Genomic DNA, 26652 nt, shown 5'->3' on the forward strand with positions numbered 1-26652 from the left:
TGATTGTGTGAGATTACTGCCAGGATTTTTATATCGATTTGTTTCCAAAAAGAGGCACTTATATAAAGAGCTTCACAATTTACTCGGCTTTCCTCCGGGTAATTTTGCGCTCTATGAAGTAGCCCTGAGCCATCGTTCAAGCAAAGAAAAGTTTCTTGAAAGCAACGAAAGGCTGGAATACCTCGGTGACGCCATTCTAGGTGCCATCGTGGGCGATTATTTGTTTAAAAAATATCCCTATAAAACAGAAGGATATCTGACAGAAATGCGATCAAAAATCGTTAACCGTCAGCAACTCAACGACATCGCTATCAAGATGGGATTGCGCAAGCTCACTATTTACGATAAATACAATAGCTTTCTTAAAATCAGCCAGATCTTCGGAAATACACTCGAAGCACTGGTGGGTGCGGTTTATCTGGATAAAGGCTATACCAAAACCCAACAATTTGTACATAAACGTATTCTTATGCCATATATCGATATGGATCAACTGGAAGCAGTTGAAATGAACCATAAGAATAAACTGTATGGGTGGGCTAACAAAAATGGCAAAACCCTTGAATTTGAATTGCTGGAAGAGCAGGTAGACAATGGCCGACGCATCTTCACAGTGGGTGCTGTTGTGGATGGTCAGCTTATTTGTAGCGGAAAAGCTTTTAATAAGAAAGACGCCAGTCAGATCGCTGCCCAACAAGCCATTGTTCAACTGGGGTTAACCGAATAATCTGATCACTTCCTTACCGGATACCTGAGAATCGTTTTTAATTTTTCAGGAGCAGTTTTCCGGAAATCTGATAAATAAATTTCATGATGTCTGCCATGCATGGTATAACCTTCCTGCAGAATATAATTATGTAATATCGCCAGGGTCTCTGGTTCCTTTTTAAAAGGACCTTCATGTAAGATTTGAATACTAAGCCCCTCCTCTATCTTCTTAAGCTCGACCTGTGATGCTAAAGGTGATTTTTTCTTCTCAATAACCTTTTTAACAGCCATTTCAAATTGTTGCTGTGAAATATCGTCGGGTAGCATAATTGCAAGTTCGTAGTGCCATTCACTTCTGGGAACCGTTAATGGGTCTACATTCTTAACATCTACCCACCAAAATCCTTCCAGCTTACATACCACAAAATCTTTTCCTTTTTCCTTATTACTAAACTTAATCGCATAAGCAATGCTATACAATGCGGAAATTGATGAGGCAAAGCCTTCCCCGTCGGGATCGCCCTGTCCCGTGATAGTCAGGTATAATCCCTTCTCAATATTTACCAATTGAGGTTGTGGAGTTGCTGTAAAATACTTTTTGAATGCTTTTGTAAGATCTAACTTTACCATAGTTGCCAGAAGTATGTTTGATCTCAAAAATACAAATGAGGTACTGACAGCCCTATGTCAGTAGTCTTCAGACTATTATGAATAATGTACCTGAAGTTCTTTAATCAAACCATTAATCATGGTTTTTAATTCTTCCGGTTGCTTTACTTCTACTTTATTACCTAGCATGATGAGCCAACGTGCAAAATTGGTAAAGGAAGATTGGAGGAAAGTCAATTCAGTTTTATCTCCTACTTTTTTCTCCTCCATAAGACCAAAATAATATTTCTGGCCATGTACGAAACACATCACATCATTTTGTACTGCAATTTTTACGAGGAAAGTTGGCTGGTCGTCCTTGAATCTATGTTCTTCCAGGTAGGTTTGAAGTGAAGGATGTGCATTTCTCTTATAGGAAATTGAAAGGATACTCAGTTTTCGTATTCTGTCTATACGGAAATCACGATATCCCTCCCTCAATCTGCACCAGGCGATGAGATGCCAATATCCACTGGAATAGAACATTCCCATAGGTTCTATTTCTCTGATAGAAGGCTGATTCTGTAGTGAATAATAATCTAGCTTAATTACCTGGTTCATTCCCAAAGCCTGTTGAATTTCAGTCATAAACCGGTTGGGAAACTGTATATCTTCAAATTTGGGTTGTACCCGAAGTACGGCGATATTATCTTCAAGTGTTTCCAGATAATCTTTTTCGGCACCCCGGAGCACAGATCTGATTTTCTGCATAGCCAGGCCAAATTGTTTGCGATTACTTTCATCACTGAATTGGGCCATTAATTTCTCTCCTGTTAATAAGGCAGCGGCTTCTTCTTTGGAGAACATAATGGGGGGAAGATGGTAACCATCTACAATATAATAGCCGGTTCCGGCTTCGGCTCCAATAGGAACACCAGCTTCCTGCAGGGCCTTAACATCACGATATACAGTACGCAGACTTATATTAAAACGATCTGAAATTTCGGAGGCTTTAACAATTTTTTTACCCTGAAGTTGTATTAAAATAGCAGTTAGGCGGTCAATACGATTCATGGAAATGCTTATTTTCGCCTACTAATTTCGGATGCCTAAAATTATTTTAAGAATTTTTTTCTAATTATTAAACTTCTACAATAATAAACCGTCTTATATTGGAAGTCTCCCAATTGTAGGAAAAGAGGTAAAGAGAACTGACGAGGTGGGAGATCTCCTAAAACGATGCTACAGTACAGAATATAGGTTAAATGGTAAGTCCCTGCAATTTTTTGCGGGGACCTGTTTTTTAAGCCCTTTAGTAACTCATTTCATTAAGCTTCACTTTACCCCTGAAAGTCCAGAACAGAAAAGTTGTATAGCCTATTACCATAGGAGTGCCTATAGCCGCAATAAGTAACATAATCTTCAATGACTTTACGGATGAGGCTGCTGCATAAATACTAATACTATAAGCCGGATCTATTGTAGATATTACAATATTTGGATATAATCCAACAGCAAACAGAATTAATAGACAAGCTGTAATGATACATGAGAAAAGAAATGCTGTAAAGTATTTGCGGGCATCAATATTCCTCTTAATATTTAATAATGTTAATACTGCCAATAGTGGAACTGCAAATAACTCAGGAAATTGTTTAAATCTCTCCGTCATATGCGGTACATAAATAAGGGTAGCCATTGACGTTAGAATAAAGCAGAGAATAAAAAATTTGCTGCAGTTATTTACTATAACCGTAAGTTTTGTATAAAGCCTGTGCTCTGTTTTCATCACCAGATAAATAGCCCCATGCAACATAAATAATGATAATGTTGTTACTGCAATCAGTATAGCATATGGATTGAAGAACGTAAGCAGATTGCCAGTAAATTCATGATCTTTATTAATTGGTAATCCATGAATAAGATTCCCCAATACCAACCCTAACAGCAAGGTAACGGTGGTACTGGAAACCGTATAACTTATATCCCACATTTTGCGCCACCATTTCCAGGATTCCTTACTTCTGAACTCTATTGATATAGCCCTGAATATAAGTGCTACAAGAAATAGCATGAAGGGTATATAAAAGGTTGAAAGAACTACTCCATAAACCAATGGAAATCCTGCAAATAAAGCCCCGCCGGCAATTACCAGCCAAACTTCATTTCCATCCCATACAGGTCCAATTGCATTAAGTGCCAGTCTCCTGCTTTCTTCTTTATTAAAAAACAAATGCAATGATCCTGCTCCCAAATCAAATCCATCCAGCACGCCATATCCGGTAATTAATCCACCAATCACAAGAAACCACCAGGTGGGGAGATCTAGTCCAAGTATTGTTTCCATACCATTATAATTTTGTAGGGTGATAGGTGATATTATCGTGATAATAACCGTCGTACTGAATCTCTGAGTCTTCTGAAATATCTGGTCCGTGCTGAATTTTCTTATTCAGCAGATAGATGAACAATACAAACAATACTACATATACAAAAGTGAACAGGATGAGAGAAAATAAAACCTGATCTGCTGTTACCTTACGGGAAAGGGCGTCTGAAGTCCGAAGCAGGTTATATACTACCCATGGCTGCCGGCCAACTTCGGCTGCATACCAACCTACCTGGTTGGCAATTTGAGGTAGAAGAACCGACCAGCAAAAGATCAACATCAACCAACGCTTATTAAACAACTGCTTTTTCCACAATAGAAAAAGGCCTAACAAAGTAAGTCCTATCAATATCATACCTATTGATATCATTAAATGATACATCTGGAAAACAAAGTTAACAGCAGTAGGTCTGTCTTCCTTTGGTGTTGCATTTAAACCCTGTACCGGTGCCGAAAAACTACCATGAGTCAGAAATGATAAGCCCCCGGGAATGCTTATACCTGTTGTTTTCTCAGTTTTATTATCTACCCACCCCACCAGATACATAGGTGCAACAGCAAGACTATCGTAATGCCCTTCCATTGCGGCTAATTTAGCTGGTTGATATTTACTAACGTAATGGGCTGAACGATGGCCTGTAAATAGTTGTAGTAATGCCGCTATGACTGCAACACTCAGACCTACCTTAAACATAGCCTGGGCATGCTTTGTATGGCGCTGTTTAAGAATATAATAAGCTCCTACACTAATCACCAGAAACGCTCCGGAAAGGAAAGCCCCGATTATTACATGAGAAAATCGATCTACTGAGGAAGGATTCAGCACCATCTCCCAAAAATCTGTAACCACAGCTCTGGCCTTTAACCCCTCGCCTTCTATCTTAAAACCTGCAGGTGTTTGTTGCCAGGAATTTGCAATTACGATCCATAGGGCAGAAAATATTGAACCCAGAGCCACCATACAGGTAGAGAAAAAGTGTACTCCTTTATGTACTCTATTCCATCCAAAGAGTAGTACTCCTAAGAAAGCCGATTCCATTGCAAATGCAAAAATTCCTTCAGCCGCCAGGGCACTACCAAAAATATCACCTACATAGTGCGAATAGGTAGCCCAGTTTGTACCAAATTCAAATTCCATCACAATACCGGTAGCTACTCCAATTCCAAAAATGAGTGCAAATATCTTAATCCAGAAACGCGTTATGTCTTTATACAACGATAATCCTGTTTTCAGATATAACCCTTCCATAATAACGAGACATAGGCCTAATCCTATGCTCAGCGGAGGATAGATGTAATGAAATGCAATAGTGAATGCAAATTGGACCCTGGACAGTATTTCTACGGAAGGCATAATCTTGAATTATTGTTACAAAGGTAGTAGGTGTAGGATTTCATGAACCTGACGTTTATCATGTATTTAGATAAATATAAATATTTCTACACCCTTTTTATCAACAAAAATTCAATAAAAAGGTTGTTGTGTCTGATTTCCTGCCTGGTGAGGAGTGATTACGATTTAACGAAAATATTTTTTGGGATAGAAGGGTAAATTTTGGGGAAAAAGATAAACCTGCCTGACATTTATCATGTAAGGCAGGTTTATTCGGTTTTACGACATCGTAGCTGCCATAGATTCAAATTCCTTCTTTCGTTCCTGATATTCCTCCATAGTAAAGTTATATACTACAGAATCGCGCTTATTTTTATTAGCAACGAAATGACAGGCATGAATATATGGTTCAGCAATATTGAGCTTATCCAATGGTGTTACAACGAGTAATTGCAGATTTAGCTGGCCACAGTATTCCATCAGGTAATGACTCTTTTCAGGGTCTAGTTTACTGAATGCTTCGTCTACAGTAATGAAACGTAAACTACGATGCTGACGGTTTGTTTCGTTGATACCAAATTGATATGCAATTGCAGCACCTAAAATAGTGTAGGTGAATTGGGCTTTTTCACCTCCGGAAAGGCTTGCGGTATCTTCGTAATATTTAAACCCGCGATTATCGGAAATATAGAATTCTTTTGCACCGAAATCCAGCCAATTACGTACATCGGTTACTTTTCTTCTCCACGCTTCGTTTTGCTGTAATTCATCAATCAAAGCCTTGATATTATTAAAAAGCTGATCACCATATTCTTCATCCTTTTCCATATGATATTTATAGGAATCTGGTACAGCACCGCTTAACTTCTCTTTGAAGTTGCGGATCTCAACATCTCTGACATGGCGGCATTCCAGCTGCAGATAGGTATCCGGGTTTTTATTGAAAGTGATATTTCTCAGTGGCTCGTTAAGATCTTCAATTACTTCTCTGATAAGATCTTCCTGCCCGTATATCCATGCCCGATAGTTAGTGATTGCGTTGAGCATGCTTGTGTCCATATACTTTCTGAAACGTTCTTTATGCTCGATCAGGCGCTGGAATTTAATACGCTCGTAAAGGGCTGTAAATTCATCCAGGTATTTGACATGGGGTTGCAGATCATTTACATCGCCCAACCAATCGGGATAGGCGTCATGAATGGCTTTTGGAGGCATTACAAAAGCAGAGAGTTGTCTGGTAATCTCTGATTCTTTTTCGGTAGCAATACGTAAAGCTTCATTCATGGAAGTTTTCAGACTTTCATCTGCTTTTTTCCGATGACCTGCTAATTGAGCCGCTGTTTGAGCCGTTTCTGTAATGGCCAGTTCTGTAAGGAATTCCAGTACTTTTTGTTGGGAGGCATCATCAAGTTTATTAACACGTAGTTGGTTGATATACCTGATTTTTTCAGCAGCCTTATCATCCAGTCTTCCCTTTTCCTGTAATATTCTTTCTTTTTCCTGTTCTTTAGCAACGATACTGTTGCTGGTATCATCCAGCTGCTCACAGATTACCTGGTATTTATCACTTGTCTGTAAGAGTGCATTTTTCTCTCTTGCAAAAGTTTCAATTACTTCGGCATGTGATTGCCAGTTAATTTCGGAATAATTACGGAGTGAAAGGAAAGCAGTTAAGAAAGTATGGTTACCCAAGATGCCTTTGCGAGCTGTTTCCAGTTGTGAGATGCTATGCTGCATAGTTTCGATGCTGGCATTGCATTCGTCCTGTTCTTCTTTCAGCAGGCGAAGTTTGTTTTTATTATTCCATCCCAGCACATAGTTGTTTTTCTGTGTACGGGAAGGTCTGTCATCTTTTTCGTGGCGGGTAGCCTGCCTGATTAATCCATTAGCTGTAACTGCCTTTTTCGACTTATTAAAGACCTCCATATCATCGGTGCAGGTATAGTCGAACTGGTCGAGGAGTTGTTGCTCGAGCCAGTCTTTAAATGCAGTTTTTGGCTTGATCTCAATCTTTTGTAACAGGCTATCTTTTTCGGTGGGCATGCGCAACATGGTATAGGATTGCTCTTCCACCTTATGGTATACCAACCTGGTTTGCAGGTTATTTTCGTTGATATATCTGTTGATATCGCGAATATATTCTTCTGGCACCAGCAGTCTTAAAGCGAAGTTGTGCAGTACCTTTTCGATAGCATTTTCCCAATGGATTTCTTCGTCTTTAACCCTCATTAACTCACCAGCAAATGGCAATGCATCTTCAGAGATTTCCAGCATATCGGCCAATTGCTGGCGAATGCGGATCAGCTCATAAGGGATGTTATTCTTACGGTTTAGGAACGAGTCGATTTCTTCTTCTAATCTGCGGGCTTCTGTTTGTTCGGCTGCCAGGCTGCTTTTATGATGAAAAATTTCTTCCTGTAGGGAATCGATTTGTTTATCCAGGCTTCCCAGCTGTTTTTCAGCTTTGGAGATATTATCGTGAAACCTGTGTTCATCCGGGTTTGAAATCAGATTAAGTCTTTCGGCTAATTTATTATACTCATCCATTTTACTACGTTTAGTCTCTAATGACTTCTGTTCGTAGTGAATGGATTTTTCTATGGATCTTAATTGCTCATCTACGCTATTATTGGCTTTTTGAGCAATCAGTTCATCTTTTCTTAGCTGTAAGGATTTGAGCTGATCATTGATACCAGTTAATGAGGTGGCGGTAAGTTCCTGTTCTTGCTGTAGCAGGTGAAGCTCCTGTTCGAGGATTTCTTTTTCCTGTTTGTTGAACCAGGTTGGCAGAACATCCTGGAGGGCATGAAGCTCTCTGTTTTTTGTTTGTACCGATTGCCAGATAGTTCTGTTTTCGATGATTGGTTCCAGCATTTTCAGCTGGGTTTCATCTTTTTGAATGGCTCTGTGGCTGGTAAGCAAACTATCGTAGTTTTCGCGTAGTTTAAGGAATTCACTTTCACTTTCCGGTTCATCGAGCATTTGCCCGCGGATGAATGAATTCAGGTCGCCCAACACTTTAATACCAACAGTTTGGTTGAAAAGTGAAAGTGCTTTTTCGCTACGTAGCCCGAAAATGTTGCTAAACAAAGCAGCATATTCTTTGAAGCTATCAGTGATTTCGGTTTTAGGATATTCGAGGCGCAATTTCTTTTTCCAATCGCCCTTCATATCAAATTTACCATTACCGAAATGGTCGTTGATATTGAGTTTGTGGGGGGAGACGATAAATTGTCTTTTCATTTCACCGGCATACCACCTTACCTGTGCCAGAGTGATCTGGTGCATGGTTGCGGCATTATAGAAATATGCAAGGAGAACGGAGTAGGGATTATTTTCCTTATGTCGCAACTGATCGGTTTTTGATTGTTGTGATTCTTCGGAAAATGTTTTCCCGTAATATCCCCAGAAGTATGATTCTTCACCTCTGTCGCGGCGTTGATCGGTGCCGGAAGACTGGTTATAGAAGCGTTTGCCTGATGGTACCATCAGGGTCAGGAGGGCATCTACCAGGGTAGTTTTACCGCTACCATTGGCACCGGTAAGTAAGGAGGTTTGTCCGTTGGTATTTACCCGATATATTTTATTATGAAAAGTGCCCCAGTTGTATATTTCAAAATACTGCAACCGGAATCCACTTTCTTTAGCGTCACTATTGAAGAGGGTTGACATGCAGTTTTAATTTTGATTTTATTTCTTCTAATTTTTCGTTGTTGACCAGTGCTTTAATAATTCTTTTTACCTCGTATTGATGTAGCTCTTTGTTTGCAGCGTCTTCCCGGGTAACTTTCAGTACTCCAACATTTAATAAGCTGTTGATGGGTTTATTAAGATCTTTAAGGAGTTTAGATTTATTATGTCTTTCTTTAAAGAAGATGGCCAGTCTTTCCTTGATTTCTTTTTGGGTAAGGAAAAGTCTGGTACCATTGCCTTTGATATCGAATTCGTCGAGTGCTTCACGCAGCACGATACAGAGCAGGGTTGCTTCGTATGTGAGGCGTGTTTTACGCATGAGTCGGGGTAATGGTTTCTCTGTCTGGTTTTCGTCGGCTTCTGGTTGTACAATTCTTGCAAAACCGTCTGATTCACTGATTACCAGTTGTAATCCAACCTGTTGGAGGTATTTGCTTAATTCTGTTTGCCAGCTTAATAAATCCTTCCAGTAGGTTTTATCTTCTTCGTAGAGGGGCCCCTGCATTAGTTTTAGAAAAACATGAGCAAAGGCGGATGTATTTTTTTCGGCCATAGATTAGTTTTGAGCATTGGTAAACAGTACCATAGGCATGTTAATGGTACGGCTACCCAGAGTCACCGGATCGGGTGTTTCCAGAATGATGTGATGAGACGATTGACTGGCGATGGAGAAGTAGGTGATTAATTCTGTTAATCCCTTTTCGGCGCCGTATACGTCTATTAATTCTTTCAGGCTTACCTGTTTCTTTTCCTGAAGTTGGGTGGCGATTCTGTCTTCCAGCTGGGCTCTGTCGATATTAAACTGATTGAACAGGGCTTGTAAATCGGAAGCTTCGAAGTCGTTTCCTCCGAGTCCTTCCGGGAAGGCAACCTGCAGGTTAGGTTTCTTTTCTTCTGCCATATCCCATCTGTCGAACAGGTCGATTTCCGGTTCGCTTTCCAGGTCGATAAAGAATTCTTCGCCGGGAGGTTTTTCGAGGGCCTGGAAGGCAAATTGACGGATGTCGTTTATCAGTTCCATGGCTTTGCGATGTTCGGTGAAGTTGGTTTCACTAAGTACGCGGCTAAGTTTATCGCTTAGTTTTTTATTGGCATCAATTACCTTTTTGCCTGAGGCGTGGAGGAATTGTTTTAGTTTTTTAAGGAAACGATCGTTTTTATATTCGATGTTTCTTTCTTCGAGCAGGATGTAAAGTTGCTCGATCAGGTCGCGCATTTCCGTTTGTTTATTTTCGTCCATCAGGAATTGCCAGAAGGAGTAGAAGCTTTTGCCCTGGTCTTTTTGCCGGAGCGCTTCGAAGGAATCGAGCGTATATGCCAGGAGTGTACCTTTAGCGATATCTCTTTCGCTTTGTTTACGATATATTTCCTGTGTGATTTGTTCGAAATTTTGTTCTACTTCTTTGAAATCGCTGAGGAGTTCTCTCGACATTCGGTTTACATCATAAAAGCGTTCTTTTATTTGGGTATCGTCGAATACCTGGACTTTACCGGTGATGGTAATAGCTTTTATTTCCTGTTCGATTTCAAATTTTTTCTTTTCGAGTTCCTGTATTCTTTGCTGAGGGTCTTTATTGCTTTGGTCTACCAGTTCTTTGACTTTAGCGAAGATGTCTTTAAACCGGCTTTCGGTACCAACAAATTCTCTTTTTTGGAGTGTAGAAACCCAGTGCATTACTTTTTCCATATCGCTGCTTAGCTCATGGATGTCGACCCCGTCGTCATCGGGATATTTTCTGAGGAATCCTTTATTGCTCCACTGATCGATATATTTTTTAGCTCTTTCGTCGTCGTTATCCAATAATCCGGATGCATCTATTTCGTCGTCGGTTGTCATGTAGCCGGTTACGCCCAGGTAGTCTGATAATCTGGTTACCAGTTCTACGTTTGGAATGGTTGTCTGATTTTTTTCTTTAAAGGTGTAATGAAAAAATGACAGCATCATGGGTGCGCTACGGGCCCGCAAAATTTTGAGAGTTACCGACTGGGCGTATAGATTACATAATTGTTCATACGTCATATAGTGTAAAAATAGGAAATTACGAATTAGTAAAAAGCAATTCGTAAAGGCAGCGTTTAGTCGTTAAAGTAAGGAATTTACATGATATATAGTCCATCCATGCGGGGTTTTACCGGGCCTGGAACGGGTTCTTCTCCAAGTAATTGAATTGTATTGATTTCTATATTTCGGGCGATATTATCGAGGGGGATTGATAATGGCTGGAAGTCGAAGGGGTCTTGGAGGAAGGTGCCATTGAGGTGGGTGGCGTGGAAAACGAAACCGAACATCCAACCGAAGGGGATCGACCATGCTCCTATGGTATCTGTCATCAGGAAGGTGTTGAGGATCACATAGAACCAAATGAATACCTTGGTGAAATAGAGGTAGGTTGGTGGAAAAACGGTATTTCTGATGCGTTCAGACTGGCCCATAGAGTCGCAGTGTTTTACCAGCAGCTGGTCTAGTTCCAGGAAGGTAAATCCGTCAATAGCCCCGGTATTTCGGAGTAGTTGGAGGTCTTTGGCCTGGAGGTTAAGAATGGCATTGGGGATATTTGTTTCTTTTTGCACGGCTTCAATTTCATCCTGAGCTAGATATCGGGTATAGTAATCGTCTGGCCGTTTACGGAGTGCGGTTTTGAGGGCATAAACGAATGCCAGGTGTCTGTAGATCATGTGTCGAATTAGGCTTTGGGTGGCCACTTCGGTTGAATTATGGTAATTATACAGGCTTCGGGCCCAGGATCTTGAATCGTTTGTAATTGCGCCCCAAATTTTGCGGGCTTCCCACCATCTGTCGTATGCCTGGTTGTTGTTGAAGCCAATAAAGAAAGCGATGGCAGTACCTAATACGGCAGAAATGCCTACAGGAATTTCGAGTTTAAAGTATAGATAGTGGACATCTAAGAAATAGACAAGGGTGCAGCATGCGAGGAGGAGAAGGTCGACTTTCCAGGTGAAAGCAAAAATCTGGCTTATAGAGAGCCTGTGTTTCAGCAGCATAATTTTAGGGTTTTAGACAGACTATATCAATTTAAATAAAAAAAAGGAAAAATATAATGTTAGAAACCAATAGTTTATAATTTATTTACCCTAATAGTCTATAGATTTAGTAGGGAAATTGATTTTTTGCTTTATATTTGTTTTCAGAATCGAAACCAAACCTAAAACAGCGGCCGGATATCAGCCATTAAAAAAGAAATATTATGTCTACAGCTTCTTCTACACTTTACAGATATGCCGATTTTCTTACAGAGCCGGTGCCAGAAAATTTTCCTAGTCCAAATCGTAACAGGGTTCGTATTAATCCATTGGAGCGGGGAGCATATTTTCCGGAGGTATCGTTGGAAGAAGGAGGGCGTTTATTCAATTTAGGAACACAGCCGTTGGTAGTAGCTTTTTATTCCTGGCATTGGAATGCGTATGGCGACAGATATTTTGCTGAGTTGCAGCAATTGCAGGCGGCAGTTGAAGCGGCAGGGGCAAAATTAGTAGTAATATCTACGGAGGATAAAAAGCAATTTAAAGCGATTCATCCAACCAGTCCGGCGTTTGATATAATACATGATACTCAGCACCGTATTGCCCGCAAAGCAGGTATATACAGTGAAACTGATCCAATTTGGGGCCGGGTTTCAGGAGTAAATGAAGATGTACCGGTACCAGCAGTATATGTGCTATCCCCTTCTTCAGAAATCAATTTTGCATTTGTAGATCATTATTTACAAAATTCACTTCCTGTAGAAAAGATTATAGCGGCTATCGGTAACCAGCTTGCGATAAGTGCCTGATCAGGCCATCTCCATTTGAGAGCGGGTATACACCAGTGTGTATTTGTAAATGCTCCATTGAAGGCTGTTGCAGTCAAGCGGTGAGAGTTCAGTTATTTTATTTTCGAGAACCGGAATGACTTCTTTATATAAAGCCTGCAGCTCATTTTCTGAGTTATTCAGAATCTGATCTGCCTGTGAATAGTCTGTGGCTGTAGAAAGTTTAGCCAGAATCTGTAAAGCATGTTTCTCTTTCGTCATTGTATTAATTTTTATATATCGAATCCTATCTTCTGATCCACATTTTTAGCATCAGGTCGTTAGACGCATCTACTAATTGAAAGCAAGGAGGTATCTCATCTTCCAGGCTATGAAAAGTTACGAGGCGGGTGCCGCTTGCGCATTCCTCCAGTTTTTTAAAGAGATAGCGGCAATAGTAATGGTATAAACTGGCGGAATATTCGACAGTGTGATCTATATGATCTGAATCTGTCAGATTTTCGAAGAAAGCATTGTAGAAATAGAAGCCATCGTATTCGGAAAAATCGATTTGCGTAAAATTCCCATGGGTAAAGAAAGCGTTATGGATACCAGTAGCGTCTTTAACTTCCAGGGCGTGCTGATGGAGGTCGACGCGTTGTTCTACTCCATGGAAAAAGACTTCCGGAAAATGGCGGGCTCCTACCAGGCAAAATTTCCCTACCCCACTACCGATATCGAGTATCTTTTTCCCAGGGCCGGTGGCCAGGAAACGAGCAGCAGTTTTGGCAATTCCAAGCGGCGTCCAGTGCCGTCTTGAATGTTGTTGGATCTGTTCTGGATACAACCAGTCGAATGCTGCATCGTTGATAAAACAATTCGGCTTTAAAAACGTAAAATTTTGCATGAGGGCGCAAAGGTACGATTTTACCCTCAGCCGATTAAGTAAACACTGTTATTTTTTTAAATAAATGTTCTGGTTCCGGAGGCGGTATAAGCCATCCTGAACTCTTTCGGGGTACAATCTTTTTTCTTTTTAAAGATGCGATTAAAGTTTGAAATATTATTGAACCCGCATTTATAGGCGATTTCATTTACAGTATGAGTGGTATCTATCAATAATCTGGAAGCATGCCCCAGGCGAATTTCAATCAGGGTATCTACAAACGTTTTACCAATACGAGCCTTAAAGAACCGGCTAAATGCCACTTCTGTCATAGATGCTAATTTGGCAGCTTCTCCCAAAGAAACATTTTTATCGAAATTGGCGTTCAGATAATTCATGATCTTTTCCACTCTCCGGCTGTTGTAGGAAAATGATTCTACATTGCCGAAAGTAGCATCAGACAAAATGCGCATATTCCGACTAGTCGACAAATCATGTAAAATCGACATCAGTTCCAATACGGAATCAAATCCCTGCTGCTGCGAAAGTTTAATTAAACGAGGCATAATTTGTCTGGTTGTTTCCTGAGAGAACAGAATACCCCTCAATGAACGCTCAAACATATTTCTAATAAAACTCATTTGATTTCGCTGAAGAAACTTTTCATCGAATAAGTCGCGGTGAAACTGGATTGTAATTTCCTTCATAATATCCCCGTCGTGTTTATGGGTAAACCAACCATGTTGTAGATTAGGGCCTACCAATACCAATTCCAGCTCCTCAATTTCTTCGATATGATCTCCAATAATTCTTTTGGCCCCACTGGCATATTGAATGAAATTCAATTCAAATTCATCATGATAATGTAGCGGGAAATCAAAGTCTCTCTTCTCTCTGGAGAACAGTGTAAAACAATCACTCTGAGTTAGCGGCGTAATCTCTCTTAATATTTTGCTCTTCATTGCAATTATAAGCAGGTATTAATTTCGTGGAATAGTTTACTATTAAAGATAAAAAAGCACTATGAAATTAATGTATCTATCGGAAAAAATAAAATTTCATTAATCCCTTTATTATTCAATGTTTAATTAAACATTTATATTTAGAAAACATTGTTTTTCAGTTGTTAAAGTATAATTAATGGCTAAAAAAGTATTATGATATAGATTGATAATCTGCTTCTTTTGTATAAGAACATATTGTGGTTGTGAAGAGCTTTTTACTGGATCGTTGGCTTTTCTATTCCATAGTTAATCAGATTAATTACCCACGTGGTGTTGTACGACAGGGATAATATCCCTGTCAATACAGCATCTATAACGTTTACGGTTAAACTAGATAACTATTTATGCTGAAACGTCACCCTGTCTTACCTTTTAAATTAAAAATACTCATAAATAGGTATTGGTAAACGACTATTGCTGCCTTATCTTTGCACCAACAGTCTTTTAGTCTTTAAGCTTTTTTATTATACTTTATCCATCACCGTATTTATATCCCCAAAAAAGGGTCTATTCAACAGAATGGACCCTTTCTTTTTTTTTATAAATTTGTAGTACAAATGGGCAGATAACTGTAACACATATAGCAATTACCTATACAAGATCACTTCCTCTACATGATTGAGCACAGAGAATTTGATAATAATGCGAATAGTCTGACTGAAAAGTTGCAGGCTTTACAAATGATCGATACAGAAATTCCGGCTGTTATTATTGTTATGAACGTTGTGAAGAATCATGTGGAATATATGTCGCCACGTGGCATACACGAACTGGGAGTCACCCTGGATGAGCTAAAGACAATGGGCGAAGGCTACTATACAACCTTCTTTAATCCACATGATGCGGCCGATTATGTACCAAAAATCGAAGCAATGCTAAAAGCACCGGCAGCCGAAAATGTAACTGTTACCTTTTTTCAACAGGTCAGAACAACATTATCGAGCGACTGGGCCTGGCACCTTGGCTCTACACGTGTATTTCTTCGTGATTCCAGCGGAATTCCTACCCACATAATTACCTGCGTTATTCCAATAGATCCCTTACATCATGTTACCAGTAAAGTTAACCGGCTGCTGGACGAGAATAATTTTCTTCGTCGTAATCAACATATCTTTTCATCACTAACAAAAAGAGAAAAAGAAATACTCCGGCTACTGGCCCTGGGATTCAGCGCAGCTGAAATTGCCATTAAAGTAAATATCTCTGAAAAAACTGCTGTTACTCACCGCAGGAATATTAAGGCAAAAATAGGAGCGCAATCGAGCTACGATATTACAAGTTTTGCACAGGCATTTGATCTGATTTGATTAGTAATCCTTATTTTTACTGATCTTTAATTTTTGTTAACCTACTCATGCCATGTCTTTCAAAGCAATTTTAAACATCGACGGGGAAGAAATGAATATCCTCGAGTGCAAATTTTCCTTTGCACAAAGCATTGATCATACCGGTAAACCCGTTTCCAGAGCCAAGGGAGGACTAATACATCTGCTGTTGGAATCTACCGGTCAAACCCGGCTGTTCGACTGGATGGTTTCAAATACGTTGACAAAAAGCGGGAGTATTATTTTCTATAGAAGAGATGCGATGTCGAGACTTAAAACACTACATTTTGTGGATGGATATTGTATTTCCTATACGGAGAAATTTAATGCATTCAATGAAGAGCCAATGCAAATTAGTTTAACTCTTTCCTGCAGGGAACTGAAACTGAACCATTCGGCATACCAAAATCCCTGGCCATAATAAAAAAGAAAAGCGGCAATGTCTACTATGCACCATTGCCGCTATAATTGGAGGTTATGAGCAAGTTAAAATGGTTGCTTTATTGCGGCTGAGGTACAACATACAAGTAATAGAATCAGAATATAGGAAAAATGGTATTGCATAAAAGAGATGAATCAGAGATATTATGGCAATTCCAATTTTAACTCTACATTTCTCCAGTTGCCAGCATGCGGAAGAACAGTAGCAGGTGTAGAATTATAAAGTGGTGTAAAGAAAATGGAGGCTGTGCCGGTAGCCTCACGCGGCAACACTCCATAATTTGGCCAATTGATACTGTTTGCACCAATACCTCTAATCTTCAATTGACGACCATCTTTTAGTTTAGCCGTAATAGTATATTTTCCAACCGGAATATTGTTGATGTTGAAATTTTTTGTTCCGACTTTTTTGTTGATGATAAAAGTTTTGTTTTCGCCAAAAAGGCCGTTTCCATCGGGTTTCAGTGTTAACACTATTTCTGCATTCAGAGGTAGCTCGCCCAGTGTTGGAATCGGATCATCCGGATCATGTAGCGGGTAGCTTACATAGATAGAACCTCCAAAATAATTTGTTTCATCTTTAGGTCGCTGACTTAACATATCCGGATTAGCAACACCATAAGACAGCAGTACGAAGTTTTTAACAGCACCATTTTGGTAAGCAAAACCATTTACGTTTCCATCGGCAGCATAAAGTCCTACGGTTGCTCTGCCTTGTCCGTAATCGATCGTATAGCCTGCAGCATAGAAGTGGATGGCACCGGACGGCAATGAAATTTCGTAATACCCTTTTTCATTGGTCTCGCCTGATGCTCCGCTATATAAGCCACCATCCAGTGTGGCCCTGATTCCGATATACGCGCCTTTAATGGGTTTACCACTCAGATCTGCAACAAATCCTCTCAGAGTTTTAGCTTTTGCAGTAAGGCTAGGGAAATTAGGCATACGGGGGTTGGTAGTGCCCATTACATTTACCTGGTCTTGAGTGGCAGACAGATTGAAGGTTACATCACCACTCACTGTCGGTAATTGGGGTTGTTGCCCCCAGGTAATATTTTCTCCTTCCGGAGCTCCGCTGGAGTCGCCAGATTTAGAGCAGCCTGCTAGTATAAGCGCTGCTACGAAAAAGTATTTTGTTTTCATGTCTCTCCATTTTTTGAAGTCAAATTCTTGCACAATGTTCAGAAATAACCCTTAAAAGTAACATGGGTAATCGGCTGTAATAGTTATATACACTGCTTTTGTAGACGAACTACAACATTAAGACTTCAGATAACATTATATCTGTCATAAGTGGGGTTGGTAGGTGATTTCCGGGCATATGTAAAGGTTGCTTAACCCTATATCCATAGTGCTTGCTAAGGAAAAAAAATCATTACAATATTGCTGTGTCTAACACAAAAAAGTAAATAAAATGATTAACCTTAAAAGTTACCTCAAAATGTTTAAAGTGCCACTAAAAGCAACAACTATGGTTACGGCTTTTGCGTCATGTAACAAGTAAAGATGATTGAAAACATTTATGATTGGACCAAGATGAGGTTGGAGTAGTTAAAAAAAACTAGAGTAAACGATATAGATACTATCACTACAAAACTTAAAAAATATTCAATAAATCATTTCAAATGCCCGGTAGATTTATGTACGACGATCAAACGATAAAGAATGTAATAACCGGACAGATAGTGAAATTCTTAACATCTGATACAGGCAGTGATACGCTGGAAATGGAGTCGTTATATCTTCCATTTTCTATTGAACCGCCTGTTCATTATCATCCCTATCAAGACGAATATATAAAAGTATTGGAAGGAGAATTAACAGTAAGAATGGATGGTGAAATCAATATTTACAGATCTGGTTCAGCAATTCATATTAAAAAGAATACGCGTCATAGCATCTGGAATTCTGGTTTCAGGGAAACTATAGTGAATTGGAAAGTGGATCCGGCTTTGGAGACAGCCGAATTTTTACGAACGATGACACAACTATCCAATAGTGGAGAAACAGATGTTCAGGGTGTTCCATCATTGCATGTAATGGTATATCTGCTCAGAAAGTACAATAAAATATTTCGATTAGAACAACCCCGCGAAGTAACATTAAGAATGTTGTATCTATTATTTAGCCCGGTTTTTTGCTTAAAGAAATTTAGAAAAAAATTCAATAATCCATTAAAACAGTCAACAAATTGAAAGCAATTCTATCTCTATGCACTTTAGTGCTAATGTTTCAATTATCGTTAGATGCACAGGTGAAAACTACACAAACGCAAAAGAAACCAGTTGCAAAAACAACAAAACCTGCTGCAAAACCTGCTGCTAAGCCAGCAGCAAAACAAACTACAGCGAAAACGACTACAACTGCTACAACACCAGCGGCAAAAGACAAGGAAGTAGTGGCAAAATCGGAAAACACAACTACTGAAACAAAGCCAGTAGCAACTTCCCCAAAAGAGGAGAAGGTGTCTGCCAAACCATCATCATATCCTAATCAGCAGGCACTTTACTCTTCTGCGGTAGGTCTTAAGGCGATGTGGGGTATTGCATTTACGGGGAAGCATTTCTTTGCAAATAATCATGCTGGAGAAGCAATATTCAGAATCAGAGGATATCATGCTGTAGGTACAGATTTGCTACTTACAGTGATGTATGAATATCATGGCGATATACCTGTTCCGGGCCTACGTTGGTATGCCGGAGGTGGACCATTCGCTGGTAATTTCAGTCTGAAAGGCAAGTACAGGGATCTTTTTGACGAGTATTATGGAAAAACAAGTCGCTTCTATTTTGGGTTGACGGCTGTTTTAGGTGCAGAGTATAAGTTCAAAGGGCTTCCGCTTGCTGTAAGTGCAGACTGGCAACCATCTTACCTGTTGAAAGATGGTTATGAAGACAAAGGATTCTCGGCCGAATATGGTGGAATCGGTGTAAAATACACGTTTTAGGTTTACTGTAATGGCGCCCGGATTTTTCCGGGGGCCGTTTTTTTTGGTTTTAATTATTCCGGCTTATGAAAGAAACCATCACAAATCCATTGATTAAAAACCAGGTGACTTTTATTCGCACTGCCAGAGAAACAGCAGGAGCATTTACGGAAATTGAAATTGTTTTAAGTCCTGGTGCTTCTACGCTTTTTTATTACCCAAAATTCTTTACCGAAACTTTCACTATTCTGGGAGGTGAGTTGCATATAGAAATGGCAGGTAAACAACCTATAATACTTTATTCAGGAACTAATTTTAAAATTCCGCCGCAACAGTTGCACCGGTTTTATAATCCAGCCTCCGTGGCCGTAACTTTTAGAATAACTGTAGCTCCCGGAGCGCCCGGGCTGGAGAATGCGTTAAGGATTATTTGCGGACTGGTAGGAGAACGATTAGACAGAGGGATAGATGCTAAAGCCGGGATTATTCCTATAGCAATTGTTTCGCAAATGAGTGGCTTATATTTTCCCGGAACGCTGCGACTCTTGCCTTCAATTCTACAATTGCTGGCAAAAATCGGAAAACACCGGGGTATAGATAAAGAGTTGCGGACTCGTTATTGTGCTAATTAATTATATATTCTTTAATCGTTTATGACACTCAGTTTTATAGTTCCTTCCAATTGGTAATTCAATGCCTAATAATTCCACAGAATAGGCGTGATAGCTCTCAATTTTGTCGGTTGATACAATGAATGAACGATGAATACGCATGAATTTTTCTTCTGGTAGCAGCTCTTCTAGTAAACTTATCTTTTGTTTTGAAATCAGTACTTTATCTTTTAGAACTACTTTAATATAATCTTTCAGGCTTTCGATCCAATAGATATCTGCAACATTTACTTTTACCATTTTCCTCTCTACACGCAGATACAGAAATACATCACTTTTCTGATCAACCGCTTTTTCTGCTATATTAATTTTCTGACTGGTATTTACTTTGTATAGTGCAAATACCTTATCAATTGCTTTTAAGAATCGATCGAATGGAATTGGTTTTAGCAGATAATCTACTGCACTCAGATCAAAGCCTTCAAGAGCATAATCCTGATAGGCAGTAGTGAAGATTACTTTGGGAGGGTGTTTCAGACTACGAATAAAATCTGTTCCCAGAAGGCCCGGCATTTTAATATCCAGAAACATTAGATCGATTTTGTTTTGTTGCAGGATCTGAAATGCCATTATAGCATTATTACATTTTGCTACCAGTTCGATCTCTGGAAAATTTTCAATGTACTTTTCTATAACCTCAATAGCATGAGGTTCGTCATCAACTATCAGCGTCTTGATTTTCATTTTGTATTAGATTTTGTTTGAGATCCACCTGCATTATAACTACAAAAACTTCATCTTCGTCGAAAACCTGTAACTGGTGAGCAAAAGGAAATAATAGTTCCAGACGCTTCCTTACATTGGTAAGTCCAATTTGTTCGCTTGGATTTTTACTATTGTTTTCTGTTGCAAGTGGTTTACTGTTAGAAACTTTAAATTTTAATCTGCTTCCTTTAAGAGAAAGGTTGATATTAACCCAGGCATCATCTACTGTGGCACTGGTTCCATGCTTAAACGCATTTTCAATAAGAGGTAACATCAATAACGGAGGAATACGCTGATTCTCCAGATTACCTGTAATACTGAAGCTCAGATCCAGTCGTTCTTCGTATCTTAATTTTTCTAATTCTATATAATGCTTCATTATTTCAACATCTCTCCTCAGTTCTACATTATCTGTGCTACATTCATAGAGCATATAACGGAGAATATCTGATAATCCCAAAACAATAGCGGGTGACTGTTCAGATTGTTTGAGTGTCAGAGCATACAGGTTATTAAGAGTATTGAATAAGAAGTGTGGATGTATCTGACTTTTAAGGGCGCTTAATTCTGATTGGACAGCTAGTTGTCTTTTTTCATACCACATTTGAACAAATTTGAGAGAAATGCCTATCCAAACTACGAGGTTACTCTGTTCTAATGCATTAATTATATATACTGGTTTCTTAAGTTGTTGCCAGAAGTTACCATCCAGTTTGTGCCATTGGTATTGAGGGTCTTTTTTCCTGATAATACCAAGAATGTATGGATCCGCAACTAATATTTCAATGAGTCTGAAAAACAGTCCAGCCAGGAATACGCAAGCAAATAGGGATATGCATAATTGAAGATATTTTTTTCTGTACAGGTATTTGGGGAGAATCCAATATGCTACTGTATAAAAGTAAAGAATATGAACGGGAAGTATCATAAGGATGACCAGCAAGGCTGTGCCATAATCGGGTAACCCCATACCATAGAAAATGGTGAGTACAATGGTAACTATTACCCAAAAGATAATATGTTTAAAGACTCCTTGAGCCATTAAAGTGCGAACAGATTTGAAAAGGCAAAGATATATCCTCTTTCTGCATTGTAGATTTAATGAAGATATACTGCTTTGTTTTGTCGATTAATAACGTATTAGCCTGCATTATTTTTTTGCAGTGTTATTTTCATAACAACCACAAAGACGTCGTCTTCATCAATGATTTTTAAATCGTGCTTCCCCGGATATAATATATCCAATCGTTTACGGATGTTGAATAGCCCGATATTCCCATAAGCAGATGGTTGAACACGGCTATCACTTTCCGGTAATTTATTATTTGATATTTTGAAGGTAAATTGATCTCCTTTCATCTTGGCGGAGATATTGATCCACCCATCCTCCATTAACTTACTTATTCCATGCTTAAATGAATTTTCTACAAGCGGTAACAGCAATAGTGGAACAATATTATATTTATCCAGCTCTCCTTCCAGTACCATATTTACCTCCAGATGATTCTCATACCTGATTTTTTCCAGGGAAATATAGCGTTCAATCATTATCAACTCTTTGTCGAGATTTACCGTAGCCGTATTACATTCATATAAAATGTATCGTAGTATTTGAGATAATTCCAATACAACACCCGGCGACTTATCAGATTTATTCAGACTCAGAGCATAGAGATTATTGAGTGTATTAAATAGAAAGTGTGGATGGATTTGGGCTTTAAGCAGATTTAGTTCGATTAACTGGTTTTTGTTTCTATAGATCAGATAGATGATAATACAACCGCTGACAAGTAAGGTTATTACAACGATAGAACTGAGAATAACTTTGTTTTTATTCTGTAATTCTATATTCTTATTACTGATTTGTAGTTGTTGTTGAACAATGGCTTTTTCTTTATTTGAGGTTTGGTATTTGATCTCAATATCATGAATGGCCTGTTGCGTTTTCTCATTCAGGATAGAGTCATTTAAAATGGTTGAAAGCTTTAAGAATTTGAGTGCTATAGCGGGATTATTGAGTTTTTCGTGAATATTTGCTCCCAGTTGATACAACTCTTTTAAATCAGTTTTCGGCATCAGATCTTTAGCAGGCTCAAAGGCAAGATCGAAGTATTTTCTGGATGTCGTATAATCATGAAGGTTATAATAGGTATAAGCTAATCCACAATTGGTATACATTTCAAAATCGGGATCAGGATCGTATTTAAGCAAACGGTTTGCTTTTTCATAATATTCAAGTGCTATTTGTGGCTTCAGGATTTTGTTGTAAATATCCCCAATGTTGACATAGGAATATAATAACAGATATGTGTTATTGAATCGTTCGGAGATAGCGGTGACTTTTTTCAGGTGAACAATAGCTGAGTCGTATTGAAGAATGAGTACCTCGCTGGTTGCCAGATTTACCATGCTATTGGCTATCAGGAGCGAGTCTTTCATTAATAGAGCTATTTCGTAGCTTTTTCTGGAATAATAAAGACTATTTTTCGCATCATTCAGGCTAAGGAAGATAGAGGATAGATTGTTATAATATCTGCGAAGGCTAATTGAATCTTTTAATGATTCTCCAATCTTAATACCTTTAATTAGATTTTCGGTGGCAAGCTGTAATTGTCCTAATGCTTTTTGTTGTATTGCAATATTATTATATGCGTTAGCAGCCGCTTTCATGTTCCCTGATTTGAGGCTGATGTCTAACTGTTCTTCAGATACCCTCAAGGCGTCCTGGTAGCGCATTCTGTTGAAATAGTACTGGGAGTAGGTACCAAGGCATTTGATTTGGGCCTGTGGTAAGTCCAGTTCTTTGGCTTTATCGTATGCTTTTTTCAGGTAATATTCAGTAGAGTCATAGTTTTTGTCTTCCTCTTTCTGATCGGCAATCTGCAACCATTGATTAATAGAGGTAGTATCTACCGATTTTTGCCTGGCAGATAAATGGTGGCAAACTCCGATACATAAGATAAAAAGACAATAAATTCTATAACGGTACTTCATAAACTAGCTATTATGCTAAATAGCAAGGATGGCTCAAGATAAAGCACTTTTGGAGTATATCTATGTACCATCGATAAAACGCAGGGTTTCGTCGATTAACGGCAAGGGTAATGACGGAAACCTGTGCGAAAGATAAAAATATACAATCTGGTTGAGGTAGCGTAAAAATTTTGAATATAGGCTTGAAACTTAAACGCCCTGTTTTCTGATTGCCAGAAAACAGGGCGTTTTTATACATATATTGATGTAATGTTATGCTGCTTGTTTCAGTTGCTGTGCAGTTTCGGGAAATCTGCGAGCCTGTACTTTATCGTATTCCTTTACATAATCGGGATGTTCTGTTCCCATTAATCTATCCCAAACTCTGAAGTATAAGCCATAATTGCCTTTAAACTTGCTGTGGTGGAGGTTGTGGTGAACAGAGGAGTTTAAAACTTCAAATAAAGGGCTCTTCCTGAATCCTTTTGGCATTAGTTCATAACCCAGGTGGCCATATACATTAATCATGAAGGCTACTACGGTGAAAAGCAAAACTGACAATGGGTGCATTGGCATCACTACTGTAATAACCAGTAATACGCCTCCTTCAACAACAGCTTCCAGCAGGTGAAAGCTGTAGGAAGTCCAGGGAGATGGATTGGTGCTGCGGTGATGAACGAGGTGAGTAAGATTGAATAAAGTTTTATGGTGCATAATCCGATGCATCCAGTAGAAGTAGGTGTCATGAATTACCAGGCTTAATGCAACACTCAGGATTAAATACCAGATCGGAAAATCGTTTATATTGGTGTAAAGCTGAGTATAATTTCTAACGGGAGTAAACATTATTATGCAGGTAATGATAGTAAAAACCAGGGTACTTTGCATAGAATGCCATATTTCTCTAAGAAAGTCCTTCTTGCTGGCACTACGTTGCTGGATTTTCCGTGATACCATTTTTGCCGGAAGGAATTTATAGAAAATAATAAACGGGATGCCTGCCAGTAAGAAATAACGCAGAACGGAGCTATTGAATATTTGTAATGATTGGTTGATAATTGTATCCATTTTCACAAGTTTAGTTAGCTTGTCAAAAATAGATCAACAACATGCTATGGCTGGTTAACAATCGATAATAAATACAATTAACAAAAGTTAATTTCCATCGGCTTTTTTCCCTTTGATATGTAACCTTTTTCTGATGCGACTCAATGAAACCGGAGTAATTCCCATCATGGAAGCTATATACTTATCCGGAACCCGGTTTACTATATCCCACTTACTTTCTATTATTTTCTGGTATCTTTCTTCAGGAGAAAGCAATACAAATCCTTCAATTCCTTCCAGGGCATCGGCCAGCATTTTAAGCAGAAAATAATTGCGTAAAGGTTCAAATTCTGGATGTAATCTTAATATCTCCTCAAGTTTATCGTAGTTGATTTCTACTAATCTTGAGGGTTCCAGGGCCCGATAAATAAACCGTGCCGGTAAATGATGGATGATGGTGTCGTGAGATGCGATGAAATGACCTTCCCACCTGAGAAACAAGGTTGCCTCATCCCCATTGGGTTTTACAGAGTAAGCCCGTAGAATTCCTTTTTCAATAAAGGCCAGTTTTCTGGATTTATCACCTTCCCGGATATATGCTTCTCCCTCCTCCAGCTTTACCTGGGTGGTCATTGCAAATAAGGGAGCCATATTGCCTGGCAAAATACCACTCAGCTCCTGTAACAAGGTTTCCAGAACATTAATCGAAACAGACATCTATCTAAAATAGTTTACAGCGACATAGAACAACGAAGCAAGATAGGAAATTTATAAGCAGCTGAAGATATTGAAGGCCTTCAATATCTTTTTAGCATTTCCTAAACCTTTTATAAGCTGCAATTATTTTCTGATTGTGTTGTTGGTTATAAGTAGAAAAAAAGTATTGGTTGAATCATTTTTTGATTTATAATTAATATTTTATTATTTGTATATAATTGAATTTAAAATTATTGCATTTGGTTGGTTACTCCTTTTTTAAAAAATAAACAAAATTGTTTATTTTAGTACTATGCAGGAGAATATTTCTATATTAAAAGGGATACATCCAGGAATCGTATTGGAGAGAGAGCTTAAAAAAAGGAAGCTTAAGAAGAGAGATTTTGCTCTTTCAATAAGTGTTTATCCCCAAATCCTCAGTGCAATAACCAAAGGGAAAAGAAATATGAACACTGCTCTTGCATTAAAGATAGAGCATGCTCTAAATATGGAAGAAGGGTATTTCATGATTTTACAAGTATTTCATGATATTAAAGAAGAGAAGAGCAAACAGAGTGCCGGTAAATCCCTTAACCTTCCAAAATTGAGAAAGGTATTGTTCTGGGACACACAAATAGAAAGAATTGATTGGCAAAAGCAAAAAAGGGCAATTATTAAAAGAGTATTTGAACGTGGAACTGAGAAGGAAAAACAGGAAATAATCCGGTTTTATGGAAAACCTATTGTTGATGAAGTATTGAAAAATGAAAAATCTTCAAAACATACCAAATAAATTATACTGGAATACAGTTACTCCATTATTAAAATCTACTCTGATAAAATTAATGACTTGTGCCATATTTGATGAGTTCAGATTAGTTGGTGGAACAGCCCTCAGTCTTCAAATCGGCCATAGAATGTCTGTGGATATCGATTTATTTACTGATGCTCCATATAATTCAATTAATTTTGAAGTTATAGATACTTATTTGCATAAGACCTTTCAATATGTATCTAGCCCAACTCCTGGCCCGGTCGCTATTGGAAAATCCTATTTCATTGGAACAAATGAGGATAACGCTATTAAACTTGATCTTTATTACACAGATAAATTTATTCAGCCTCCACTAATAGTAGAGACTATAAGGATGGCAACAATTGAAGAAATAATTGCAATGAAGGTGGATGTTGTACAGCGTGGAGGTCGAAAAAAAGATTTCTGGGATTTACATGATTTAATAGATAGTTACTCCCCCAATCAATTGTTGGATCTTCATCATCAGCGTTATCCTTACAATCATGATGTGAATATTATTAAATCAAATTTTGTTGATTTTACAACTGCCGATGATGATTTTGAACCTATTTGTCTGAAGGATAAGTATTGGGAAATAATTAAACTTGATATTGTTGAATATATTGAAAGGCTGATGGAATAAATTTTTCCGAATTTTTTTCTGCTATATAAAATATTAGAGCCTATTTTTAAAATAGGCTCTAATATTTTATAACATACAT

General features: G+C 38.6%; 26 protein-coding genes. 9 read left to right on the plus strand and 17 right to left on the minus strand.

What is annotated here, in order from left to right; translation table 11 throughout:
• Positions 1-7 precede the first annotated feature (7 nt).
• Positions 8-727 carry a ribonuclease III gene (rnc, locus tag DVR12_RS12175; RefSeq protein ID WP_233522379.1) on the plus strand — a complete coding sequence of 240 codons (720 nt, stop codon included), beginning with the start codon at positions 8-10 and terminating at the stop codon, positions 725-727.
• Positions 728-732: 5 nt separating this feature from the next.
• Here the strand turns inward: rnc and DVR12_RS12180 are convergent, their stop codons facing one another.
• From DVR12_RS12180 to DVR12_RS12215, 8 genes are all read right to left on the minus strand, one after another.
• A complete protein-coding gene (locus tag DVR12_RS12180; protein WP_116975949.1) occupies positions 733-1338 on the minus strand; it encodes a GyrI-like domain-containing protein in 606 nt (201 codons plus the stop codon).
• A 75-nt stretch (positions 1339-1413) separates the two neighbouring features.
• A complete protein-coding gene (locus tag DVR12_RS12185) occupies positions 1414-2370 on the minus strand; it encodes a helix-turn-helix transcriptional regulator (RefSeq protein WP_116975950.1) in 957 nt (318 codons plus the stop codon).
• Positions 2371-2608: 238 nt separating this feature from the next.
• Entirely contained in the window at positions 2609-3643 is a 1035-nt protein-coding gene (gene cydB, locus DVR12_RS12190; RefSeq protein WP_116975951.1) for a cytochrome d ubiquinol oxidase subunit II, read from the minus strand.
• 4 nt (positions 3644-3647) lie between these two features.
• Positions 3648-5039, minus strand: coding sequence for a cytochrome ubiquinol oxidase subunit I (locus DVR12_RS12195; protein ID WP_116975952.1), 1392 nt, complete (start codon positions 5037-5039; stop codon positions 3648-3650).
• Positions 5040-5297: 258 nt separating this feature from the next.
• A complete protein-coding gene (locus DVR12_RS12200) occupies positions 5298-8690 on the minus strand; it encodes an ATP-binding protein (RefSeq protein WP_116975953.1) in 3393 nt (1130 codons plus the stop codon).
• Positions 8671-9264, minus strand: coding sequence for a DUF4194 domain-containing protein (locus DVR12_RS12205; protein ID WP_116975954.1), 594 nt, complete (start codon positions 9262-9264; stop codon positions 8671-8673). Before DVR12_RS12205 ends, DVR12_RS12200 begins: the two co-directional genes overlap by 20 nt.
• Positions 9265-9267: 3 nt before the next feature.
• Positions 9268-10731: a DUF3375 domain-containing protein gene (locus DVR12_RS12210; RefSeq protein ID WP_116975955.1), complete on the minus strand. Its 1464-nt coding sequence runs from the start codon at positions 10729-10731 to the stop codon at positions 9268-9270.
• A 77-nt stretch (positions 10732-10808) separates the two neighbouring features.
• Positions 10809-11714: a bestrophin family protein gene (locus tag DVR12_RS12215; protein ID WP_116975956.1), complete on the minus strand. Its 906-nt coding sequence runs from the start codon at positions 11712-11714 to the stop codon at positions 10809-10811.
• A 203-nt stretch (positions 11715-11917) separates the two neighbouring features.
• Between DVR12_RS12215 and DVR12_RS12220 the strand changes: the two genes are divergently transcribed.
• Positions 11918-12502, plus strand: a complete 585-nt coding sequence (locus tag DVR12_RS12220; protein WP_116975957.1) for a redoxin domain-containing protein — start codon at positions 11918-11920, stop codon at positions 12500-12502.
• Here the strand turns inward: DVR12_RS12220 and DVR12_RS12225 are convergent, their stop codons facing one another.
• The 3 genes from DVR12_RS12225 to DVR12_RS12235 are packed head-to-tail and all read right to left on the minus strand — an operon-like array spanning position 12503 to position 14308.
• A complete protein-coding gene (locus tag DVR12_RS12225) occupies positions 12503-12742 on the minus strand; it encodes a hypothetical protein (protein ID WP_116975958.1) in 240 nt (79 codons plus the stop codon).
• 25 nt (positions 12743-12767) lie between these two features.
• The gene (locus tag DVR12_RS12230) at positions 12768-13367 is read right to left on the minus strand and encodes a class I SAM-dependent methyltransferase (protein ID WP_116975959.1); all 600 of its coding nucleotides are present in this window, start codon (positions 13365-13367) and stop codon (positions 12768-12770) included.
• A 56-nt stretch (positions 13368-13423) separates the two neighbouring features.
• On the minus strand, positions 13424-14308 hold the full coding sequence (locus DVR12_RS12235; protein WP_116975960.1) for an AraC family transcriptional regulator: 885 nt from the start codon (positions 14306-14308) through the stop codon (positions 13424-13426).
• A 656-nt stretch (positions 14309-14964) separates the two neighbouring features.
• Between DVR12_RS12235 and DVR12_RS12240 the strand changes: the two genes are divergently transcribed.
• Together DVR12_RS12240 and tssD are read left to right on the plus strand one after the other, a co-directional pair.
• Complete coding sequence (locus tag DVR12_RS12240) at positions 14965-15657, plus strand: helix-turn-helix domain-containing protein (RefSeq protein WP_116975961.1); 693 nt, start codon at positions 14965-14967, stop codon at positions 15655-15657.
• A gap of 52 nt (positions 15658-15709) precedes the next feature.
• Positions 15710-16096 (plus strand): type VI secretion system tube protein TssD, encoded by a 387-nt coding sequence (tssD, locus tag DVR12_RS12245; RefSeq protein ID WP_116975962.1) that lies wholly within the window; start codon positions 15710-15712, stop codon positions 16094-16096.
• A 164-nt stretch (positions 16097-16260) separates the two neighbouring features.
• On the opposite strand, the gene DVR12_RS12250 is transcribed toward tssD, so the two are convergent.
• Entirely contained in the window at positions 16261-17259 is a 999-nt protein-coding gene (locus DVR12_RS12250) for a carboxypeptidase-like regulatory domain-containing protein (RefSeq protein WP_116975963.1), read from the minus strand.
• Positions 17260-17741: 482 nt separating this feature from the next.
• Between DVR12_RS12250 and DVR12_RS12255 the strand changes: the two genes are divergently transcribed.
• The 3 genes from DVR12_RS12255 (at position 17742) to DVR12_RS12265 (ending at position 19674) form a co-directional block, all read left to right on the plus strand.
• Positions 17742-18311, plus strand: a complete 570-nt coding sequence (locus DVR12_RS12255) for a cupin domain-containing protein (RefSeq protein WP_116975964.1) — start codon at positions 17742-17744, stop codon at positions 18309-18311.
• Positions 18308-19063 carry a hypothetical protein gene (locus DVR12_RS27780; protein WP_199417092.1) on the plus strand — a complete coding sequence of 252 codons (756 nt, stop codon included), beginning with the start codon at positions 18308-18310 and terminating at the stop codon, positions 19061-19063. Before DVR12_RS12255 ends, DVR12_RS27780 begins: the two co-directional genes overlap by 4 nt.
• A gap of 65 nt (positions 19064-19128) precedes the next feature.
• Entirely contained in the window at positions 19129-19674 is a 546-nt protein-coding gene (locus DVR12_RS12265) for a cupin domain-containing protein (protein ID WP_116975965.1), read from the plus strand.
• Here DVR12_RS12265 and DVR12_RS12270 read toward each other — a convergent pair whose 3' ends face one another.
• The 5 genes from DVR12_RS12270 to DVR12_RS12290 form a co-directional block, all read right to left on the minus strand.
• A complete protein-coding gene (locus DVR12_RS12270; RefSeq protein WP_116975966.1) occupies positions 19675-20397 on the minus strand; it encodes a LytR/AlgR family response regulator transcription factor in 723 nt (240 codons plus the stop codon). It lies immediately after the preceding gene.
• The gene (locus DVR12_RS12275; RefSeq protein ID WP_199417093.1) at positions 20372-21460 is read right to left on the minus strand and encodes a sensor histidine kinase; all 1089 of its coding nucleotides are present in this window, start codon (positions 21458-21460) and stop codon (positions 20372-20374) included. Before DVR12_RS12275 ends, DVR12_RS12270 begins: the two co-directional genes overlap by 26 nt.
• A gap of 98 nt (positions 21461-21558) precedes the next feature.
• Positions 21559-23412 carry a tetratricopeptide repeat-containing sensor histidine kinase gene (locus DVR12_RS12280; RefSeq protein ID WP_116975967.1) on the minus strand — a complete coding sequence of 618 codons (1854 nt, stop codon included), beginning with the start codon at positions 23410-23412 and terminating at the stop codon, positions 21559-21561.
• A gap of 252 nt (positions 23413-23664) precedes the next feature.
• The gene (locus DVR12_RS12285) at positions 23665-24459 is read right to left on the minus strand and encodes a sterol desaturase family protein (protein ID WP_116975968.1); all 795 of its coding nucleotides are present in this window, start codon (positions 24457-24459) and stop codon (positions 23665-23667) included.
• An 87-nt stretch (positions 24460-24546) separates the two neighbouring features.
• Complete coding sequence (locus DVR12_RS12290; RefSeq protein WP_116975969.1) at positions 24547-25155, minus strand: Crp/Fnr family transcriptional regulator; 609 nt, start codon at positions 25153-25155, stop codon at positions 24547-24549.
• 292 nt (positions 25156-25447) lie between these two features.
• On the opposite strand from DVR12_RS12290, the gene DVR12_RS12295 reads away from it, so the two are divergent.
• On the plus strand, positions 25448-25927 hold the full coding sequence (locus DVR12_RS12295) for a helix-turn-helix transcriptional regulator (protein WP_116975970.1): 480 nt from the start codon (positions 25448-25450) through the stop codon (positions 25925-25927).
• Entirely contained in the window at positions 25899-26573 is a 675-nt protein-coding gene (locus DVR12_RS12300) for a nucleotidyl transferase AbiEii/AbiGii toxin family protein (RefSeq protein ID WP_199417094.1), read from the plus strand. Before DVR12_RS12295 ends, DVR12_RS12300 begins: the two co-directional genes overlap by 29 nt.
• Positions 26574-26652: the final 79 nt, after the last annotated feature.

The sequence above is a fragment of the Chitinophaga silvatica genome, assembly GCF_003419895.1.
Taxonomy (GTDB): domain Bacteria; phylum Bacteroidota; class Bacteroidia; order Chitinophagales; family Chitinophagaceae; genus Chitinophaga; species Chitinophaga silvatica.